This window comes from Rothia sp. 11254D007BW (genome assembly GCF_053548195.1).
In genome coordinates, this window is the sequence record NZ_JBPWPK010000001.1 from 1,566,233 (window position 1) to 1,584,920 (window position 18,688).

Sequence of the window (18,688 nt, forward strand, 5' to 3'; positions counted from 1 at the left end):
TATCAGCCAACAATTTACTTGCACACAATCAGATTGTGTACAATCTAATTAAAACCTCATGAAAGGAAACCCCATGGAACCCCTCTACACCACCGAAGCCCTAGCAACCGGCGAAGGCCGCAACGGCCACGTCCGCACCGTTGACGGCGCTTTTGACGCCGATCTCGCCATTCCCGTTGAGATGGGTGGCTCCGGCAAGGGCCTGAACCCCGAGCAGCTCTTTGCCTCCGGCTACGCAGCCTGCTTCCACTCTGCCCTGCAGATGGTTGCCCGCATGCAGAAGAAGAACATCGAGGGCTCCTCCGTAGGGGCTAAGGTCTCTATCGGCAAGCAGGGCGAGGGCTTTGGCCTGGCTGTTGAGCTTGAGGTCGTCATTCCTGAACTTCCCCAGGACGAGGCCCAGGCGCTGGCCGACGCAGCCCACCAGGTCTGCCCCTACTCCAACGCCACCCGCGGCAACATCCCCGTGACCGTGACCGTCTCCGACGACTAAGCTCGCACCCCACACTCGCACCGAATATCGCCGAAAGCTTCATAGGTATGTTCTTCCTGCATACCTATGAAGCTTTCGCTTACCCTCAAGGAGCGGGGCCACAGCGTCCTTCCCCACTCACCCGGTAGACTTGTTCCCGTGCTCAATACCGAATTTTCTGATCCCACTTTTTCTTTTGAACTGGGCAACCGCCTGACCGATACCGCCCAGCCCACCGGCAAGCAGGTGGACGCCAACGGCGGGGCCTTCCAGGGCCGCACCGGCGTCATTCACACCCCCCACGGCGACATTGCCACCCCCGCCTTCACCCCGGTGGGCACCAAGGCAACCGTCAAGGCCGTGCTGCCCGAGGCCATGAAAGACCTGGGTGCCCAGGCCCTACTGGCCAACGCCTACCACCTCTACCTGCAGCCGGGGCCGGACGTCCTCGACGCCGCAGGCGGCCTGGGTAAGTTCATGAACTGGGACGGCCCCACCTTCACCGACTCCGGTGGCTTCCAGGTCATGAGCCTGGGCTCGGGTTTCAAAAAGGTGATTGATATGGGCACCGTGGCCGGAGCTAACGGCGCGGACGGCCGCCCCATCGGCGACGACGACGTGGCGGCGGGCAAGGAACGCATGGCCCACGTGGACGATGACGGGGTCAACTTTAAGTCCCACATCAACGGCGATATTCACCGTTTCACCCCCGAGGTGTCCATGCAGGTGCAGCACCAGATTGGCGCTGACATCATGTTTGCCTTTGATGAGCTGACCACCCTCTATAACTCCCGTGCCTACCAGGAGGAGGCACTAGAGCGCACCCGTCTGTGGGCCCTGCGCTGTATTGCTGAGCACCAGCGCCTGACCGCTGAGCGGGTGGGCAAGCCCTACCAGGCCCTTTTTGGTGTGATTCAGGGGGCCCAGTACGAGGACCTGCGCCGCAAGGCCTGCCGCGACCTGGGCGCTATGCCCTTTGACGGCTTCGGCCTGGGCGGGGCGCTCGAAAAGGAAAACCTGGGCACTATCGTGCGCTGGTGTAACGAGGAGCTGCCCGAAAACAAGCCCCGCCACCTGCTGGGCATTTCAGAGCCCGATGACATCTTCACCGGCATTGAAAACGGCGTCGACACTTTCGACTGTGTCTCCCCCACCCGTGTGGCCCGCAACGCGGCCGTTTACACCCCCGATGGCCGCTTCAACCTGACCAACGCCCGCTACCGCACCGACTTCTCCCCCATCTTCGAGGGCTGCGACTGCTACACCTGCACCCACTACACCCGCGCCTACCTGCACCACCTCTTCAAGGCCGACGAGCGCCTCTCAGCGACCCTGGCCTCGATTCACAATGAGCGTTTTATTGTGAAGATGGTGGACGACGCCCGCGCGGCGATCGACTCCGGGGAATATTTCGACTACCGCGATGAGTTCTTGGGTAAGTACTACGCCAAGAAGGTTGCCCAGCAAAAGGCCCAGGACGAAGCCGCAGCGCGTAAGGCCGCTAAGGACGCCGAGCGGGCAGCTGCCGCCCAGGCCCGCTGGGAGGCCAATATGAAGGCAAAAGCTGAGGCCGAGGCCCGCCGGGCAGCCGAGAAGGCGGCCCAGGGTCAGGACGCCGGGGCGGACGCGTCCGCGCAGCCTAAAACCGACCAGGCCGACACCACCAAGCCCACCAGCGACGAGAAGTAGAGCATGAACGACTTTAAGATTGACGACCTCAAACCCGAGGAAACCATCACCTACCGCCACGAGTTCGCGGCGACCCCGCAGCAGGTCTTTGAGGCTTTCACCAACCCCACGCTTTTCATCAAGTGGTTTGGGCCTGCCGACTGGAAGATCATCCCCAACACCCTGACCCTGGAACCTGTGATTGGCGGCCGCAAGCAGTTCGTTATGCGGCACAAGGACCAGGCCAAGTTCCAGGCCCCCATGTACATGCGGTTTGTGACCCTGGCTGAGCCCCACACTATCGAGTACCGGGAGGCCCTGCCCACCCCGTCCGGTCAGCCTTCAGATACCCTGATTGGTCTGCGCCTTGAGTTTGAGGCGGGCACCGCGGTGACCGAGGACGGCGTCGGCGAGGGTACCATCCTTAAGCTCACCCAGGGCCCCCTACCCGCCGGCGTACACGAGCAGACTCTAGCTTCCTGGCAGGGCTCCTTCGGCAAGCTGGCCAAACTGCTCGCACGCTAAGCGCCCTCGCTCTCGTCCTCTACACCCCCGCAAAAGTGCACATGCCTGTCATTTTTCACAGGGCATATGCACTTTTTAAGCGGTATCTACCCAACAAGGAGAATCCATGAACTTTGATTTTGGCACCATTGCCCCTGAAGAGGTCCTGACCTTTACCACGACTTTGAGGCCACCCCCGAGGCCCTCTACGAAGCCTTCACCTCGGCAGAACTGATGCCCCAGTGGTTCGGCCCCGAGGGCTTCACCGTGCCCCTCGATACCGTCGATATCGACGTGCGTGAGGGTGGTGCCCAGAAGTTCGTCATGGTCAGCGAGGAGAACCCGGAGTTCACTTCTCCCGTCAACGGCACCTTCCACAAGCTGGTGCCCGGTGAGCTGATTGAGGGCTACGAGGCTATTGGTGAGGAACTGGCTGAAGCCCATGGCATGGAGACTGGTTCTTATTTCCTCAACCGCACCGCTTTCGAGAAGATTGACGAGTCCACCACCCGCGTCACCATCACCCAGGGTCCGCTCGACCCGGCTATGCACGAGATGTCGGTAGCTGGCTGGAAGTCCTCTTTCAATAAGCTCAACCGCGTCCTCGCAGCCTAAAGACTCAAGCGCCATACAAAAAGTGCACGTGCCCTGCCAAAAGTGGAGGGCACGTGCACTTTTTAAAGGGCATCTGCGGTCTAGGCTGCCAGCTGCTCCCGCTGTTCGGCGCTCAGGCGCACCAGGGAGCCGGTCTCAACGTTAAAGAAGGCCAGGGTGGTGCTGGCTGAAACGCAGTGGACGCCGGTCACCGGGTCATACAGCTCGTAGGCAACCACCAGCGAGGCGGCCGTAACCTTACTGACCTGCATCTGCACCCGCACCGGCACCCCGCGGTAGGCCAGGGGGCTGCGGTACTTGACGTGGTTTTCAGCAACCAGGGCCTGGGTGCCGGCAGGCAAACTCTCAAAGAGGGGCAGGTGAGCGGACGCCCGCCCCACTTCCCCGGCAGAGCCCTCCCCTACCAGCGGGGCAGGTTCACCGGACGAGGGCGGCGGCCCAAAGAGGGCCACGCGGGCTTCTTCGAGCACCTGCATCATGGTCACGTTGTTGACGTGGCCGTAGGCGTCCATGTCGCCCCAGCGCAGGGGAACCTCGACCTCATAGACTGCACCCATACCTAGCCCCTGTCACCGCTGTGGGCTGCCACGGCGGCGTCCGCCTCGGCGAAGGCGTCCTCGTGCCCGGTGTGCACGCGCTTGACCACGCCGAAGTAAATCATGGTCAGAATCAGGAAGTAGGCGATGCCCATGGTGGCCGGAGCAGCGTTGCCGGTGCGAGCGAAGAGAGCCGCCCAGATGGCCAGCAGCAGGAAGATACCCAGGCCAGCGGTGATTCGCCCGCCCCACATGCGGAAGGCCGAAGAGTTACCCTCAACCCCCTTGAAGGCGATGTAGGCCAGCAGAATCAGAACCCATACGGTGAGGGCGCAGACCATAGTCAGGGTCATCATCAGACCAAAGGCCTGGCCGGGCAGGAAGAGGGCCAGCAGAATCGCCAGCACCACGCCCGAAGTTGAGGCCCACATGGCCAGCACGGGAATACCGCCACCGCTGACGCGGGCCAGGGGCGCAGGTGCCATCTTCTCACTCGCCAGGGAGTGCAGCAGGCGGGTACCCGCGTAGAGGTTGGCGTTGGCGGCAGACAGGGCGGCAACCAGAATAATGAAGTTGGTGATAGAGGCGATGGCCGGAACACCGACTTCCGAGAAGACTAGCACAAAGGGTGAGGCTTCAACGGAGCCGTCGAGCTGAGCGGCTGACTGCCAGGGAATAATCGATACCACGATAAAGAGGGCGACCACATAGATAGTAGCCAGGCGCCACATATTCGCCTTAGTTGAGGCTCGCACTGAGCGCACCGGGTCCTTCGCTTCGGCCGCGGAAATAGAGAGCATTTCGATACCGCCGAAGGAGAACATGACCACCGCGAGCGAGAGCCAGACCCCGTGGAAGCCGGTAGGCATGAAGCCGCCGTCGTTGGTCAGGTTGGTGATGCCGGTGGCCTCGTGACCGGGGAAGCCCACGAAAACCAGGGCCAGGCCCACCAGCACGAAGAGCAGCAGGGCGATGACCTTGATGGAGGACAGGAAGAACTCCATGGTGCCAAAGTACTTGACCGAGCGAATGTTCAGCAGCACGATCACCGCACCAAAGAGCACGATGCCCACCCACAAGGGCAGGGAGGGCCACCAGTACTGCAAGTAGGTGGCAACCGCGACCAGCTCAATACCGGTGATAATGGCGGTGACGGTCCAGTAGGCCCAGCGGGTCAGGTAGCCGGCGTAGGGGCCCAGGTAGCGGCCAGCGATGGAGCCGAAACCACCGCGCACGGGGTAACGCACGGCCATTTCGCCCGTGGAGGCGGCGATGATCGCAGCTACCAGCGAACCGATAGCGTAGGAAAGAATGACGGCCGGGCCCGCCAGCGCAATCGCGCCAGATGAGCCGAGGAAGAGGCCGGTGCCCAGGGCTGAGCCCAGCACAATCATGGTCATCTGCCCGTGCGTGAGTGAGCGTTTGAGGGTGGTCGCCTGGGCCTGCCCCTGCGAAGGTGTGTGTGCCACGGTAAGCCTTACTGTGAGAAAACGTCGTGTGCGGTAGCGGTGTTAATGCGCGGACGCCGGTGCGCAGCTCCCCTGCCGGGTGGCGGGGAGCGGGCTACCGGCGTCCTTGTGTAGACCTGCTACTGATTTTAGCGCTGTTTGGTGCCGTCGACGACGGGCACCTGGGTGGTGACGGTGCGGACCTCTTCAAAGGCGTCGTCTGAGGTGCTGATGTTCTTGTTGACACCGGCGAAGTAGATGACGGTGATCAGGCCGAAGAAGCCTAGACCCACCAAGACGGAGGGAATCATCGAGCCGCCGGCGAAGAACATGGCGATGAAGGTGGCGATCACGCCGGTCAGGCCAACCGCTGCGGTGGCGGAGCCGCCGAAGACGCGGAAGGGGGAGGCGTCGCCTTCGACCTTCTTGTAGGCCATGTAGGACAGCAGAATCATGGACCAGACCACCAGCACGCAGACGGTCACCAGGGCCATCATGTAGCCGAAGATTCCGCCGACGCCCGAGATGGCCATAATCATGGCGACCACAGCTCCCAGGGACGAGACGGTCAGGGCCAGGGCGGGGATGCCCGAGGAGCTAGTGCGGGAGAGAACCTTGGGTGCCATGCCCTCGTGTCCCAGGGCGTGCAGCAGGCGGGTGGCGGCGTAGAGGGCGGCGTTTGCGCCGGAGAGGGCTGCGGTCAGCAGGATGAAGTTGGTGATACCGCCGATGTAGGGAATACCCAGTTCGGTGAAGACCATAACGAAGGGGGAACCTTCGATGTCCTTGCCCAGGGTGGCTGCGCTGGTCCAGGGGATGATGGCGACCACGATGAAGAGGGAGAGCACATAGAAGGTAGCCAGGCGCCACATCATAGCCTTAGCCGAGGAGCGCACGGAGCGGACCGGGTCCTTGGCTTCTGCCGCTGAAATGGAGATCAGCTCGATACCGCCGAAGGAGAACATGACCACGGCCAGGGCGATCCAGATGGAGGAAAGGCCGTTGGGCATGAAGCCGCCGTGGACGGTGAGGTTGGAGACGCCGGTGGCGTCCTGGCCGGGCAAGCCGAAGAAGACCAGGGCCAGGCCGAAGATGATGAAGAGGACGACCGCGCTCACCTTGATAGAGGACAGGAAAAATTCCACCACGCCGAAGGATTTGACGCTGGTCAGGTTGAGCACGAAGATCGCACCGCCCGCGATGAGCACCCAGACCCAGAGGGGGACGTTGGGGTACCAGTAGGCCATGTAGGCGCCAACGGCTACGACCTCGGCACCGGCCAGGGTTACGGTGGTCATCCAGTAGGCCCAGCGGGTGAGGTAGCCCGCGTAGGGGCTGAGAAACTTACCGGCGATGGTGCCGAAGCCGCCACGCACGGGGTAGCGCACGGCCATTTCACCGGCGCAGGCACCGATAATAGCGGCGATCAGTGAGCCGATGGCGTAGGAGACGATGACGGCCGGGCCCGCGATAGAGATAGCTGCGCCGGAGCCCAAAAAGAGGCCGGTGCCCACGGCGAGGCCGAGGGCAATCATGGTGAGCTGGCCGTGGGAGAGGGCGCGGCTGAGGTTGCCGCCCTCCTGCTGGCCGGTGGTGGTTGATGCCACGGGTGCCCTCCCTTTCAAGAGAGTGTGGTGTATGCAATGAACCGAAAGTTTACACAGGTTTTCTGAGGGAAAACCGGTCTTCAGCGCTCACCATTATGCAGTGAGAGACACATCACCCTCTTGGCGGCAGGTGCAGGGCACTTGGCGGGCAGTGCGCGGCGGGCGGACGCCAGTGGCCAGCCGACCCCGCGCCAGGCCAACGGACGGACGCCAGCGGCGGCGGGCGTCCGCGCCTCTCCCCTTGGCTGTCTACGAGACTCTCGCCGTGCTTACGCCGCAGGTGGGCACTGCGCGAGTCTGGTGGGCACTTGCCTTAGCGGGTCAGCTGGTAGGTGGGTTCGTGGCGCTTGAACCAGCCGATAACGGGGTAAGTGATGGGCAACAGGAGGAACTCAACGGCACACTTGTAGATGTAGCCCACGATGACGTAGTTGAGGAAGTCGCCGAAAGTTGTAATTCCAATAATGGGGGCGGCGATCGCGCAGAAGATGAGGGTGTCAGCTAGCTCGCCGACCAGGGTTGAGCCCATGAGGCGTCCCCAGAGGTGGCGGCCGCCGGTGGCAGCCTTGAGCTTGACTAGCACCCAAGAGTTGAGTAGCTGGCCGGTCAAAAAGCCCAGCAGGGAGCCTGCCAGAATCTGGGGTACGGGGCCAAGGACGGTTTCAAGGGCGGCCTGGCCCTCGTAGAAGTCGGCTGCGGGTAGGGCAATGAGGATCCAGAAGCTAGCTGCGGCAGCTGCGGCGGCGATGAAGCTGGTGATAATAGCGCGGCGGGCTAGTTTGAAACCGTAGACCTCGCTGATGATATCGCCCAGCACGTAGGCAAAGGGGAAGAGGAAGAAACCCCCATCGGTGATGATAGACCCGAAGGTCACGCCCTTGGTTGCTCCGATGTTGGAGAGGATGAAGACCACGCAGGTAGCTGCCAGGAGCAGGTCGTAGTAGGTGCGGGTGGGGCGGGCAAAGCCGGTATCGGCGGTGGTGTGATGGGCGGACGCCGGTGAGCTGCTGGTGGGTGTAGACACAGTTATCCCCTGGGTTGAGTATCGGTTTGAAAGGTGCCCACCTGCCACCTGGGCGCCCACTAGCTTACCGATTTTTGGGCGGCGTCGCACGAGCCGCCGGGTGTGCAATGGGGTGCAGGGGGCGTCCGCGAGTGAGTTGATGGAAGGTTTTGCTGACAGTTTGCTGGGTTTTGTGGCAAAAAATAGGTTTTAGTGACAGATAGCGATAGGGTGTCATTATGCCTCGAATTACTGCCGCCACCAATGCCGCCCAGCGCGAGAACACCAAACGCGCCATCCTCGACTCTTTCGGCCGCCTGCTCTATGAGCACGGCCTACCCGGCCTCACCATGACCCACGTGGCCAAAACCGCTGGCATCGGCCGCACCGCGGTCTATAACTACTTTGCCGACATGGGCGAACTACTCATTGCCTATGCCCTGGATGAGACCGAGCGCTTCCTCACCGAACTGCGTGAGGCCCTGGCCGGAGTGGAAAACCCCATCGACCAGCTGGCTGTCTACGTGCGCCTACAGATTGAGGACCTTTCCCGCCGCCACATGCCCCCCGGCCCCGCCATGCGATCGGTCCTCTCCCCCGAGGCTTTTGCCAAGCTGGGTGACCATGTGCGCGAGCTCCAGATGGTCCTGGCAGGTATTCTGTCTGCTGCCATCGAGCGCGGCTACCTGCCCGAGAATGATATCCGCGAGCTGGCGCAGCTGGTTCACGGCTCCCTATCATCCAGCGCCGACCGCACCGACGAGGCCAGCGATAGGGCAGCCCGCGAACGCCACATTGAAAACACGATTCGCTTTATTCAACTGGGCCTGGGTGCGCGCTTCGACGAGAGCGGGCGACCCGTCCGCCTGGACGGCACCCCCGAGGTGCACCTGGTAGCTGCTTCCTAGCCGAAGCTGGCACCCCCTAACCCTGGGCCAGCAGCGAGGGGGCTAGGGCATCTAGGTCGAGCACGCGGGCGTACATGACGGCGCGGCGCTGTAGGGCGGTACGCAGGGCGCGGTGGACGCCGTCTTCAAGGTAGAGTTCACCCCGATAGCGGACGACATGCGGGAAGAGGTCACCGTAGAAGGTGGAGTCTTCGGCCAGGAGGGTTTCGAGGTTGAGGTTTTTCTGGGTGGTGATCAGGCGATCGAGGCGCACCTGTGAGGGGGCAATGGAGCCCCAGGTACGCTGAGTAAGCCCGTGATCGGGGTAAGGGCGCGTGTCGCCTACACCTTTGAAAATCATGCGGTCTATTGTACGCCGGGCGGGGGGGGCAGGGCCTAAGTAAAGCCCGGTGAGAATTGCCCCACCGGCACCCCAACGTGCCGCCGATCATATTCATGACACTCTATTACTTAAAGTCATGTTGACCTTATTTGCTTTGGTTGCCCGCGCGGTGTTTAATCGTGGCTATGCGCGGGCCACCAGCCCGCCTCAGCCCAAGGACACCATGCTTTACAAAAAACAGCTCACCGGCTCCCACGTGGGGCTTGTGGTGGGCAGCTTCGCTCCCCTGCACCGCGGCCACATTGACCAGATTCTGCGTGCCAAGAAGGAGAATCCCGGCGGCACCCTGGTGATTGTCGCCGGTTCCCAGCAGGACGCCGGTGAGCAGGCAGGCATGAAGCACACCAAGCGCTACCGCTATGTGTCTGAGCACTTTAAGAACGATCCCCTCGTCATTGTCGACTCCCTCGATGAAACCGATCTCACCAGCCCCGAAGCCTGGACTAAAGCCCTGGACGGCTTCTGGGCTACCCACGTGGCGGCGGGCGCTGAGCGCCGCCTCTACCTGCTCGGTGAAGAGCACACCTCCCGCTTTCGGGCAGGAAATCAGGACGCCGGCGGGCAGCCTACCTCCCGCCTGGCACCTTGCCAGCTGGCGGCGTCCGAACCGGACATCCGAGAAAACCCGCTGGCCCACTGGGACCTTATCGCCCCGCCCTTCCGCCGTTTCTTTACCCGCAACGTCCTGGTGATGGGGGCTGCCTCGGGCGGCAAAACCACCCTGGTGGAGGACCTCGGCAAGCTCTACAACGCCCCCTACTCCTACGAGTACGCCCGGGTCTACCAGGTCGAGGCCAATATCCGCGATGAGGACTATGACCTGCTGGACTACCAGAACGTCCTGACCGGCCAGTTCAACCTCAACCGGGAGACCATCGACAACCCCGGCAACCGGGGCCTTACCCTCATGGACACCGACGCCATGGTCACCAAGGCCTACGCCGCCATGAGCGCCACCGACCTCGCCAGTGAACTGAGCGAGAGCGACTACGCCAAGCTCCTACCCCTGGCCGATTCCCTGATTGCCAAGGCTCGCTGGGATTTGATTCTCTTTATCCCGCCGGTGGGGGCCTCCGGCTACACCCTCGACGGGTTCCGCTCCCAAACCAATAACTCCGATGACTACCTTGGCGAGATTTCCCGCATCATGCTGGCCGAGGTTGAGGCAGCCGGTCTGCTCGACCGCCTGGTCCTGCTGGACGGCGCGGGCTACGCTGAGCGCTACGAGCAGGCCAAGGCCGCTATCGAACGCCTCCTCCCCTAACTCCTACCCCAGTCACCCGAAAGATTCATCATGAGCGCATCCACCACCGGTCAGGCCCCGACCAACCCCCTGGCCCGTCTTGCCAAGGCCACCTACACCGACCTCTTCACCGGCTACACCCCCTTTGAGAAGGTCTTCTTCCCGGCGCTGATTCTGCTGCAGGTCGTGGTCAGCACCGTGGCCTTTGAGGGCTGGCTGAGCTTTATCACGGCCTTTGCGGGCATGGTCTGCGTGATTCTGGTGGGCAAGGGGCGCCTGTCGAACTACTTCTTCGGCATCGTGCAGAACGTGCCCTACCTGGTGCTGGCCTACCAGGCCTACTTCATCGGCGAAATCACCATCGCCGCCTTCTATGTGCTCACCCAGTTCTGGGGCCTCTACATGTGGCGCAAGAACATGCGGGCAGCCAAGACCCGGCCCGAGCTAGGCGGTGCCTCCTTTGACGGGGCAGGCCAGCTGGCCGGTAGCCGCGCGGTCAGCACGGGCGCGGACGCCGGTGGGCAGGGAGCGGCGTCCGCCCTAGCTAGTGCCGCCCAAGGCACCGCCCTGGATGTGCAGACCCGCCGCCTGACCCTCCCCGCTATCGCGGGCGTCCTGGCCCTCCTGGCAGCGGCTTCTTGGGGCTACGGGGTGCTGTTGAACGGCTGGGGGTCCAACCAGCCCTACGTTGACGCCTTCACCACCGTGATTGCCCTGATTTCGCAGGTGCTGATGGTCTACCGCTTCCGCGAGCAGTGGGTCGGCTGGCTGGTACTGAACGCCGTGCAGATCTACCTGTGGTCAACCGTGGAGGGCGGCGGCAACATGGCCATTATGGCCATGTACCTGGGCTTTATCGCCAACTCGGTCTACGGCTGGTACAACTGGACCAAGCTGTCTCGCAAGAGCTAAAAAGAAAAAGCCGGTTTCATCAAGTGGGCGATGAAACCGGCTTCAGCGGAGGATGGGGGATTTGAACCCCCGAGGGCGTGAACCCAACACGCGTTCCAGGCGTGCGCCATAGGCCGCTAGGCGAATCCTCCAGGCTGTTGCTTAGCTACTTACGCAGCTTCACGAAAGCGAACAGATACGAGCATACCCCATGCCCGGGCGTCCGCGCAAATTCATAGCTGCGGCGGGCGCGACCGTCCTCCCCTCGTCGCGCCCGGGAGCACCCCATCCTTACTTAAGAAGCTCTCTCTACCGCCCTTTGTTTTTCGCGGCGGCTTAGGGTACAGTTATTGGAGCCCCTTACGTGGCGTCATCTTGGAAAACTCCCCCAGGGCCGGAAGGCAGCAAGGGTATCTGGGCTCTGACGGGTGCGTGAGGGGTCTTTTTATGCCCGCTGGTAGCTGCCCGACCCTGGCACCAGCAGAACATGTTTCGCTGGCCATCATATGTGTGGGCTTTGCCGGAACATTTGAAGTTTTCCGGCACATGTGCCCCGACGCCGCCGCCGGGGCTTCTGCTGAGAGCGGGGGACGCTTAAAACGTCAGGCACCCCCACTAGACTGTTAACCAGCCCTCCGGGTCCCCTGCGTGTGGCCCTGCCGTCCTACCGAAGGTTTCTTGTGAGCACTGCACTGTACCGCCGTTACCGTCCTGAGTCGTTTGCCGACGTTATCGGGCAGGAGCATGTCACCGAACCTCTCATGACTGCCCTTGAAAAGAACAGGGTCAATCACGCTTACCTGTTCTCGGGTCCGCGCGGGTGTGGCAAGACCACCTCGGCGCGTATTCTGGCGCGTTGCCTCAACTGTGCCCAGGGCCCTACGCCTACCCCCTGCGGTGTGTGCGAGTCCTGTAAGGAGCTTTCCCGCGACGGCGGCGGTTCCCTCGATGTGATTGAGATGGACGCTGCCTCCCACGGCGGTGTGGACCACGCCCGCGACCTGCGTGAACGCGCCACCTTTGCGCCGGTGCGCGACCGCTACAAGATTTTCATTATCGACGAGGCCCACATGGTCACCCGCGAGGGCTTCAACGCCCTGCTCAAGATCGTGGAAGAGCCTCCGGCGCATATTAAGTTTATTTTTGCGACCACCGAGCCCAACAAGGTACTGGGGACTATTCGGTCGCGTACCCACCACTACCCCTTCCGCCTGGTACCCCCGCAGATTCTGGGGGACTACCTGGCTAAGCTCTGTGCCGAAGAGGGCGTTAAGGTTGCCGACGGCGTGCTGCCGCTGGTGGTTCGTGCCGGTGGCGGGTCGGTGCGTGACTCGCTCTCTATTCTTGACCAGCTCATGGCGGGTGCCTCTGATGAGCAGGGCATCTCCTATGATCTGGCCGTTGCCTTGCTGGGCTTTACCCACGGCGAGCTACTGGATGAGGTCGTCGATGCTTTTGCTTCTGGTTCTGCCGCCGAGGTTTTTGCGTCGGTTGACAGGGTGGTTCAGACCGGTCAGGATCCCCGCCGTTTTGTCGAGGACCTGCTCGAACGTTTCCGCGACCTGATTATCGTCAAAGCTGTACCCGATTCAGCGGGTTCAATTCTGCGCGGCCTGGCCGCTGACCAGCTCGATCGTATGCGGGCTCAGGCTGAGCAGCTGGGTTCGGCGGAGCTGTCGCGGGCTGCGGACGTCACCAACGAGGCTCTCAATGAGATGAGCGGGGCTATGAACCCCCAGCTTCACCTGGAACTTCTGTGCGCCCGCATTCTGCTGGCCGCCGGGGAGCAGGGGGTTGGCAATCTAGCGGCCCGCCTGGATCGGCTTGAGCGCAGGCTGGCCTCGGGTCAGTTCCCTGCGCCCGCGGGCGGTCATTCTGCACCGGCAGGTTCCACTTCTGGCACCGGTGCGGACGCCGCCAGCCCCCTGGCGCGCGCCCGGCAGCAGCTAGCCCAGCAGGGTGGCGTCGAAGGTCGAGCCCCTGCTCAGCAGGCTCAGTCTCAGCAGACCCAGTCTCAGCAGCAAGCTCAGCCCCAACGTCAAGACCAGCCTAGCCAGCAGGGCCAGCCCGTTCAGCAACCTCAGGCTCCTGCCCAGTCGGGCGGCGCGCCTCTAGCCGGTACGCCCGGTACGTCCGGTGCCCCTTTGGCTGGGGCTCCTTTAGCGGGCGCTCCCTTGAGCGGTGCCCCGCTAGCAGGCCGGGGTGTTCCGCCGCTCGGTGGGCCGCAGCAGTCTGCCCAATCTCCCCAGAGCGCCCAGCCTGTCCAGACCGGGCAGCAGGCGTCCGCGCCTCAGAGCCCAGCACGTCCGGTGCCCGGTGAAAACACGGTCGATATGGTGGCGAACTCCTGGGCCGATGTAGTGGCTAAGGTGCCCGCCCCCTTTGCCCGGGCCCAGTTTGCCCTGTGTGAGCCGTCCAAGTTTGAGAACGGAGCCCTCTTCCTGCGGGCCGAGCTGCCCGTACTTAAGGCCGTCAAGGAGTACCTACCCCAGCTTCAGCAGGCCCTCTTCCAGGTGCTGGGTCTGCAGGTGCAGCTGCGCGGTGAAATCAAGAAGCCCAGCGACGGCGGCGATAACCCCGGCAGTGGGCGCCCTAGTGGCGGACGTCCCGGCGGCCCCGGCGGCTCCGGCCCGTCAGGCGGAAGCCCGACCCCCGCGCCTCAGGCTGCGAACAGGCAGCCCACTGCCGATGTTGCTGAGGGCCCGCGCGGTGGCGACCAGGCCTGGGCAGCGCACGGCCAGCCTCGCTCACCGGAGCCTCCCTCGTGGAGCCCCGATGACTGGAACAACCCCGTCACCTCCTGGTCGGTAGCAGCTATCCCCAGTGGCGATGCGGCCGAGACCCCCGAGGAACAGGCGCCATCAGCCCCGCGTCTGCGTGTGATTGAGGGTGAGGCCGACCCCGTTGAGATCGCCAAGGCCCAGCACCCCTCCCGCGGCCCCCAGGAACAGCAGAATATTGCCCTGGCACGCGACACTGCCCAGGAGTCAGAGGACGCCGACCCCGCCTCCCAGGAGCCCCACGAGGATAGCCCGCACGCGGTTTCCCTTGAGCCCGTCCCCACCAGTGAGGGTCTGGCCGAGCAGGGGCATAAGGACGCCGATAACGCCGCCCTCCAAGAAGAGGCCAAGAGCGAGAACAGCGCCATGCCCCAGGCTCAACACCAGGAACAGGCACCGGCTCAGGCCCCGAGCCAAGCACCGACACAGAACCAGGCCCCGGTAGCCTACGAATACGGTGACTACGACGGCGGCTACTTTGACGATGCACCCGAGGACGAGCCCGAGTACGTCGCCGGGATCGGCTACCTTAAGGCTGAGTCTCCGCAGGGTGCCCCAGCTCAACCAGCTGCTCAGCCAGCTGCCGAGCAGGCCACCGCCCAACAGCCCGGCGGTAAGAAGCTCTCCTTCCGAGAGCGCCACGCGGCGCAGATTGCGGCCGGCCAGCGGGCCGTCCAGCAGGCGCAGGCCCCCGCCCCGGCAGAAGCCCCCGAGGACTTCACCCCCAGCGACGACGACGCCGCCCTTGAGTCGTCCGTGCTGATTGGCCAGCGAGCCGTTGAGAAGATTTTGGGCGGCAAAGTAATTGACGAACAGCCCCTTCACCAGGGCTAACAAGGAGTTTTTGTGTACGAGAGTGCCGTCCAGAACCTGATTGACGAGCTGGGCCGCCTACCCGGCGTGGGCCCCAAGTCAGCCCAGCGTATCGCCTTCTACATTCTGAATGCGGAAAGCTCTGAGATGGCCAAGCTCACCGACGCTATCGCGCGCGTGAAGAAGACCGTGAGCTTCTGCGAAATCTGCGGCAATGTCTCTGAAACCAAGCTCTGCGCTATCTGCCGCGACGAGCAGCGCGACCCGGCGGTGCTGTGCGTGGTGGAAGAGTCCAAGGACGTGGTGGCCGTTGAGCGCACCCGCTCTTTCACCGGCCGCTACCATGTGCTGGGCGGGTCCATTAACCCTATGGCCGGTATCGGGCCGGAACAGCTGCGCATCCGCGAGCTGGTGGCCCGCCTGTCGGATGAGCGCATCACCGAGCTGATTCTCGCCATGGACCCCAACCTTGAGGGTGAGGCTACCGCCACCTACCTCTCGCGCCTGCTGGTGCCCATCGGTATTCGTGTGTCGCGCCTGGCGTCGGGTCTGCCGGTGGGTGGCGACCTGGAATACGCCGACGAAATCACCCTGGGTCGCGCCCTTGAGGGCCGCCGCATTATCAGCGAGGGTACCCGTGCCGAGGCCGCAAACCCCGCCGAAGATTTTGAGGCCGCCCTTGAGGCAGAAACCGAGGCCAAGGAGCAGCAGGCCGCAGCGGAGCAGGCAGCTAAGGGCCCGCGGGCCCGCTGGTCTGGTTCCATGTTCGATGATCTTGATAGCGAGGACGCCGCCACCCCATCCCCTGCCGAAGGGCAGGAAGGCGGGGGGAAGCGTCCGGACGCTACCCCCGCAGCTCCCAGCGAACCGTCCCCGGCTGAGGGGCAGCAGGGGGACCTGAACGAAGAGCTGTTGGAACAGGAGCTGGCGGGCATTCCGGGTGAGCTGTCTGCCGAAGAGAAGGCTGAACTCGCGGCGGCCGCCGCCTTTGAGGCTGAAGAAGCCGGTAAGGGCGTGCAGTCAGAAGAGCTGCGCGATGCCTACGAGGCCAAGCTGGAAGAGCTGAAAAAGACTCCCTTGCGCACGGTCGCTCCCGAGATTCCGCCGATTCCGGGTAAGACCTACGTGAACCCTTGGACCTAGTCGAACCCAGAGGACATCTATCAAACCACAAAAAGTATTGAAAATCACTTTTACCTGTGGAAAAATATAGACATGTCTAAAAAAATCATCAGCCTAGCGTTTCTAGCCGGCTCTCTTTTCCTCATAGGCCTCACCCCATCGGCACAGGCCTTTCCACATCCTATTCCCTGTGCGCTCCCTGCTGGCACGTCCCAGCCTTCGGTCGTTTGCGAAAACTGGCGTGACTACCTCGACCCACGCGATGTTTGCGACCCAAAGCTCATTATCTGTAGGCGTTAAAAATCATGCAATCGGAAGGAGGCACAATGCGCATCCGACTCGTTTTAATACCAATTTCATTAGCACTTGCAACCATAACTCAGTTCATTTTCTACAGCGGTCCAGCCCGTCATGTTGACCTGACCATTGTCAGCATGAGCCTTATATCCTTACTGTTAAGCCTTATTGCTTTAGCTCTATCCGGCACAAAAGACCGCGGCACTTCCCAGGTTTCTCGCCCTGTGGAAATAGCCATAATTTTTATCATCACTCTAGGGCTTATTTTTCTACAGAACGCTGTCTACAGCCTACTCGTAGCCTCCGCGCCACCCCTTCATTATCATTACGATCAATTTTTCTCTCAGCAGAGTGTTTTCTGGAGCCAAGCTCTTAACCTGACTCATATCTTTACCCTGCTTTCTCTCTGCCTTGCCACCACGCGATTTGTTCAAGAGCACACCCCCGCTTTACTCCCAGCGATTGCTAGCTCTATTTCTATAGCTGCCCTTCTTTCTCTACCCTTGGGACTACCGGGCTTAACAGCAGGCATCGTACTGGCTCTGGCAGTTACAACGGCCAGCAACTATATCCAAAGCATAACGGGGCTACTTCTTGCTTTTATCGCGCTCTTGGGTTGTGCCTGGGTAATTAGCCAGACATCAGTATCACAGCTGTATGCGGTATCGGACTACCTTTACCTCACCACAAACATCCTGGCAGTAGTAGCCGGCCTAACGGCCCTACTGGGTCTCTTCCGCTGGAATGCCAACCGAGCATCGCCCCTAGTAACACATAGCAAGTAGTTCAGCGTCTTTCTGGCATAAAACGTGGCTCCTCATACCTAGAGGAGCCACATTTTTATAGGCTAAAGCTCTTGCGTAATCTACCGTCACACACGTTATATTCCCGTCATGTGAGCAAAAATCGTCCAAGTGCGACACCCACCCCTACGATAGATTTAGGCCGGAAAATGCCCGGCACCTTCAACACCTTTGTACTGGAGAAGTTTCAATGAGCCTGATTGTCCAAAAGTTCGGTGGGTCCTCGGTTTCTGACGCCGAGGGTATTAAGCGTGTAGCTCGCCGCATTGTGGACACGCAGAAGGCTGGCAACGAGGTCGTCGTGGTGGTCTCAGCAATGGGCGACACCACCGATGAACTGCTCGACCTTGCGGCTGAAGTAACCCCCAACGCCGGCCCCTCGCGTGAACTCGATATGCTGCTGAGCGCCGGCGAGCGAATTTCTATGTCCGTCCTGGCCCTGGCTATTAACAACATGGGCGGCCGCGCCCAGTCCTTCACCGGCTCCCAGGCCGGCATGATTACCGACGGCGTGCACGGTTCTGCCCGCCTGGTTGAGGTTAACCCCGAGCGTATTCGCACTGCCCTTGATGAAGGCTACGTCGCCGTTGTCGCAGGCTTCCAGGGCATGAACCGCCAGACCCGCGACATCACCACCCTGGGCCGTGGCGGCTCAGACACCACCGCGGTTGCCCTGGCGGCAGCCCTGAATGCTGATGTCTGTGAGATTTATTCAGACGTTGATGGTGTGTTCACCGCTGACCCGCGTATCGTGCCGTCCGCCCACAAGCTCGATACCGTTACGAGCGAAGAAATGCTTGAGATGGCTGCTAACGGCGCCAAGATTCTGCACCTGCGTTCGGTGGAGTATGCGCGCCGTTTCAACCTGAAGCTACATGTTCGCTCTTCGTTCTCACAGCTTGAAGGCACTCTCGTTATCCCCGACAATGAGGGTATGGAAACTAATTTGAAGGAGATCCCCTTGGAACAGCCCCTCGTCTCGGGCGTCGCCCACGACCGTAGCCAGGCTAAGGTCACCGTTATTGGTGTACCCGACGTGCCCGGTTCCGCGGCCAAGGTGTTCGGTATTCTCAATGAGACCAACGTGAACCTCGACATGATTGTTCAGAACGTCTCAACCGACCGCCCCGACGTCACCGACATCTCCTTCACCCTGCCCCAGGACCAGGGCGCTGCCGCTCTGGCTGCGCTTGAAGCTAAGAAGGCTGAGCTGGGCTTTGAAGAGGTCCAGTACAACGAGTCCATCGGTAAGCTGTCGCTGGTGGGTGCGGGTATGAAGTCTAACCCCGGTGTGTCCTTTAAGTTCTTTGATGCTCTGAGCACCGCCGGCATCAATATTGAGATGATTTCTACCTCTGAGATTCGCATTTCGGTTATCACCGATATTGAGAAGCTTGATGAGGCTGTGCGCGCTGTGCACTCAGCGTTTGACCTTGATACCGAGGGTGAGGCTACCGTGTACGGTGGTACCGGCCGCTAGGTCGTGAACTAGGTTTGTCCGCGAGGACGCTCGGGCCCCGGGCTGGCAGTACCACGCTGCTGGCCCGGGGCCCGGCTTTTGCCCATTTCAAGGGCTTATAAAAAATTTTCTATATT

General features: G+C 61.8%; 14 protein-coding genes, 1 tRNA gene, 1 other RNA gene and 2 pseudogenes. 12 read left to right on the forward strand and 6 right to left on the reverse strand.

Annotation, left to right across the window (positions count from 1 at the left end):
• Positions 1 to 73 precede the first annotated feature (73 nt).
• The 4 genes and pseudogenes from ACEE43_RS07030 to ACEE43_RS07045 all read left to right on the forward strand — a co-directional run.
• Positions 74 to 493, forward strand: coding sequence for an organic hydroperoxide resistance protein (locus ACEE43_RS07030; RefSeq protein ID WP_237186960.1), 420 nt, complete (start codon positions 74 to 76; stop codon positions 491 to 493).
• A gap of 66 nt (positions 494 to 559) precedes the next feature.
• Positions 560 to 1,921 (forward strand): annotated as a pseudogene (tgt, locus tag ACEE43_RS07035) (tRNA guanosine(34) transglycosylase Tgt); the annotation flags it as partial.
• Positions 1,922 to 2,164: 243 nt separating this feature from the next.
• The gene (locus ACEE43_RS07040) at positions 2,165 to 2,665 is read left to right on the forward strand and encodes an SRPBCC family protein (RefSeq protein ID WP_237198749.1); all 501 of its coding nucleotides are present in this window, start codon (positions 2,165 to 2,167) and stop codon (positions 2,663 to 2,665) included.
• Positions 2,666 to 2,845: 180 nt separating this feature from the next.
• Positions 2,846 to 3,259, forward strand: a pseudogene (locus ACEE43_RS07045) (SRPBCC family protein); the annotation flags it as partial.
• Positions 3,260 to 3,339: 80 nt separating this feature from the next.
• On the opposite strand, the gene ACEE43_RS07050 reads toward ACEE43_RS07045, so the two are convergent.
• The 4 genes from ACEE43_RS07050 to ACEE43_RS07065 all read right to left on the reverse strand — a co-directional run bounded on the left by ACEE43_RS07050 (position 3,340) and on the right by ACEE43_RS07065 (position 7,874).
• A complete protein-coding gene (locus tag ACEE43_RS07050) occupies positions 3,340 to 3,816 on the reverse strand; it encodes an acyl-CoA thioesterase (RefSeq protein WP_237197579.1) in 477 nt (158 codons plus the stop codon).
• Positions 3,817 to 3,818: 2 nt separating this feature from the next.
• Positions 3,819 to 5,264 (reverse strand): amino acid permease, encoded by a 1,446-nt coding sequence (locus ACEE43_RS07055; RefSeq protein WP_449107742.1) that lies wholly within the window; start codon positions 5,262 to 5,264, stop codon positions 3,819 to 3,821.
• A gap of 128 nt (positions 5,265 to 5,392) precedes the next feature.
• The gene (locus tag ACEE43_RS07060; protein WP_449107743.1) at positions 5,393 to 6,850 is read right to left on the reverse strand and encodes an amino acid permease; all 1,458 of its coding nucleotides are present in this window, start codon (positions 6,848 to 6,850) and stop codon (positions 5,393 to 5,395) included.
• A 313-nt stretch (positions 6,851 to 7,163) separates the two neighbouring features.
• Positions 7,164 to 7,874 (reverse strand): queuosine precursor transporter, encoded by a 711-nt coding sequence (locus ACEE43_RS07065; protein ID WP_449107744.1) that lies wholly within the window; start codon positions 7,872 to 7,874, stop codon positions 7,164 to 7,166.
• A gap of 218 nt (positions 7,875 to 8,092) precedes the next feature.
• Between ACEE43_RS07065 and ACEE43_RS07070 the strand changes: the two genes are divergently transcribed.
• The gene (locus tag ACEE43_RS07070; protein WP_449107745.1) at positions 8,093 to 8,761 is read left to right on the forward strand and encodes a TetR/AcrR family transcriptional regulator; all 669 of its coding nucleotides are present in this window, start codon (positions 8,093 to 8,095) and stop codon (positions 8,759 to 8,761) included.
• A gap of 16 nt (positions 8,762 to 8,777) precedes the next feature.
• On the opposite strand, the gene ACEE43_RS07075 is transcribed toward ACEE43_RS07070, so the two are convergent.
• Positions 8,778 to 9,101: a type II toxin-antitoxin system VapB family antitoxin gene (locus ACEE43_RS07075; protein ID WP_237207049.1), complete on the reverse strand. Its 324-nt coding sequence runs from the start codon at positions 9,099 to 9,101 to the stop codon at positions 8,778 to 8,780.
• 118 nt (positions 9,102 to 9,219) lie between these two features.
• On the opposite strand from ACEE43_RS07075, the gene ACEE43_RS07080 reads away from it, so the two are divergent.
• Entirely contained in the window at positions 9,220 to 10,407 is a 1,188-nt protein-coding gene (locus ACEE43_RS07080; RefSeq protein ID WP_449107746.1) for an AAA family ATPase, read from the forward strand.
• 30 nt (positions 10,408 to 10,437) lie between these two features.
• A complete protein-coding gene (pnuC, locus tag ACEE43_RS07085) occupies positions 10,438 to 11,298 on the forward strand; it encodes a nicotinamide riboside transporter PnuC (RefSeq protein ID WP_449107747.1) in 861 nt (286 codons plus the stop codon).
• A gap of 46 nt (positions 11,299 to 11,344) precedes the next feature.
• Here the strand turns inward: pnuC and ACEE43_RS07090 are convergent.
• Positions 11,345 to 11,429: transfer RNA gene (locus tag ACEE43_RS07090), tRNA-Ser, on the reverse strand.
• Positions 11,430 to 11,628: 199 nt separating this feature from the next.
• On the opposite strand from ACEE43_RS07090, the gene ffs reads away from it, so the two are divergent.
• The 5 genes from ffs to ACEE43_RS07115 all read left to right on the forward strand — a co-directional run bounded on the left by ffs (position 11,629) and on the right by ACEE43_RS07115 (position 18,572).
• An RNA gene (gene ffs / locus ACEE43_RS07095) (signal recognition particle sRNA small type) lies at positions 11,629 to 11,725 on the forward strand.
• A 232-nt stretch (positions 11,726 to 11,957) separates the two neighbouring features.
• A complete protein-coding gene (locus tag ACEE43_RS07100) occupies positions 11,958 to 14,891 on the forward strand; it encodes a DNA polymerase III subunit gamma and tau (RefSeq protein WP_449107748.1) in 2,934 nt (977 codons plus the stop codon).
• A 12-nt stretch (positions 14,892 to 14,903) separates the two neighbouring features.
• Positions 14,904 to 16,013 carry a recombination mediator RecR gene (recR, locus tag ACEE43_RS07105; protein ID WP_449107749.1) on the forward strand — a complete coding sequence of 370 codons (1,110 nt, stop codon included), beginning with the start codon at positions 14,904 to 14,906 and terminating at the stop codon, positions 16,011 to 16,013.
• Positions 16,014 to 16,318: 305 nt separating this feature from the next.
• Positions 16,319 to 17,074 (forward strand): hypothetical protein, encoded by a 756-nt coding sequence (locus tag ACEE43_RS07110; RefSeq protein ID WP_449107750.1) that lies wholly within the window; start codon positions 16,319 to 16,321, stop codon positions 17,072 to 17,074.
• Positions 17,075 to 17,282: 208 nt separating this feature from the next.
• Positions 17,283 to 18,572, forward strand: a complete 1,290-nt coding sequence (locus tag ACEE43_RS07115) for an aspartate kinase (RefSeq protein ID WP_449107751.1) — start codon at positions 17,283 to 17,285, stop codon at positions 18,570 to 18,572.
• Positions 18,573 to 18,688: the final 116 nt, after the last annotated feature.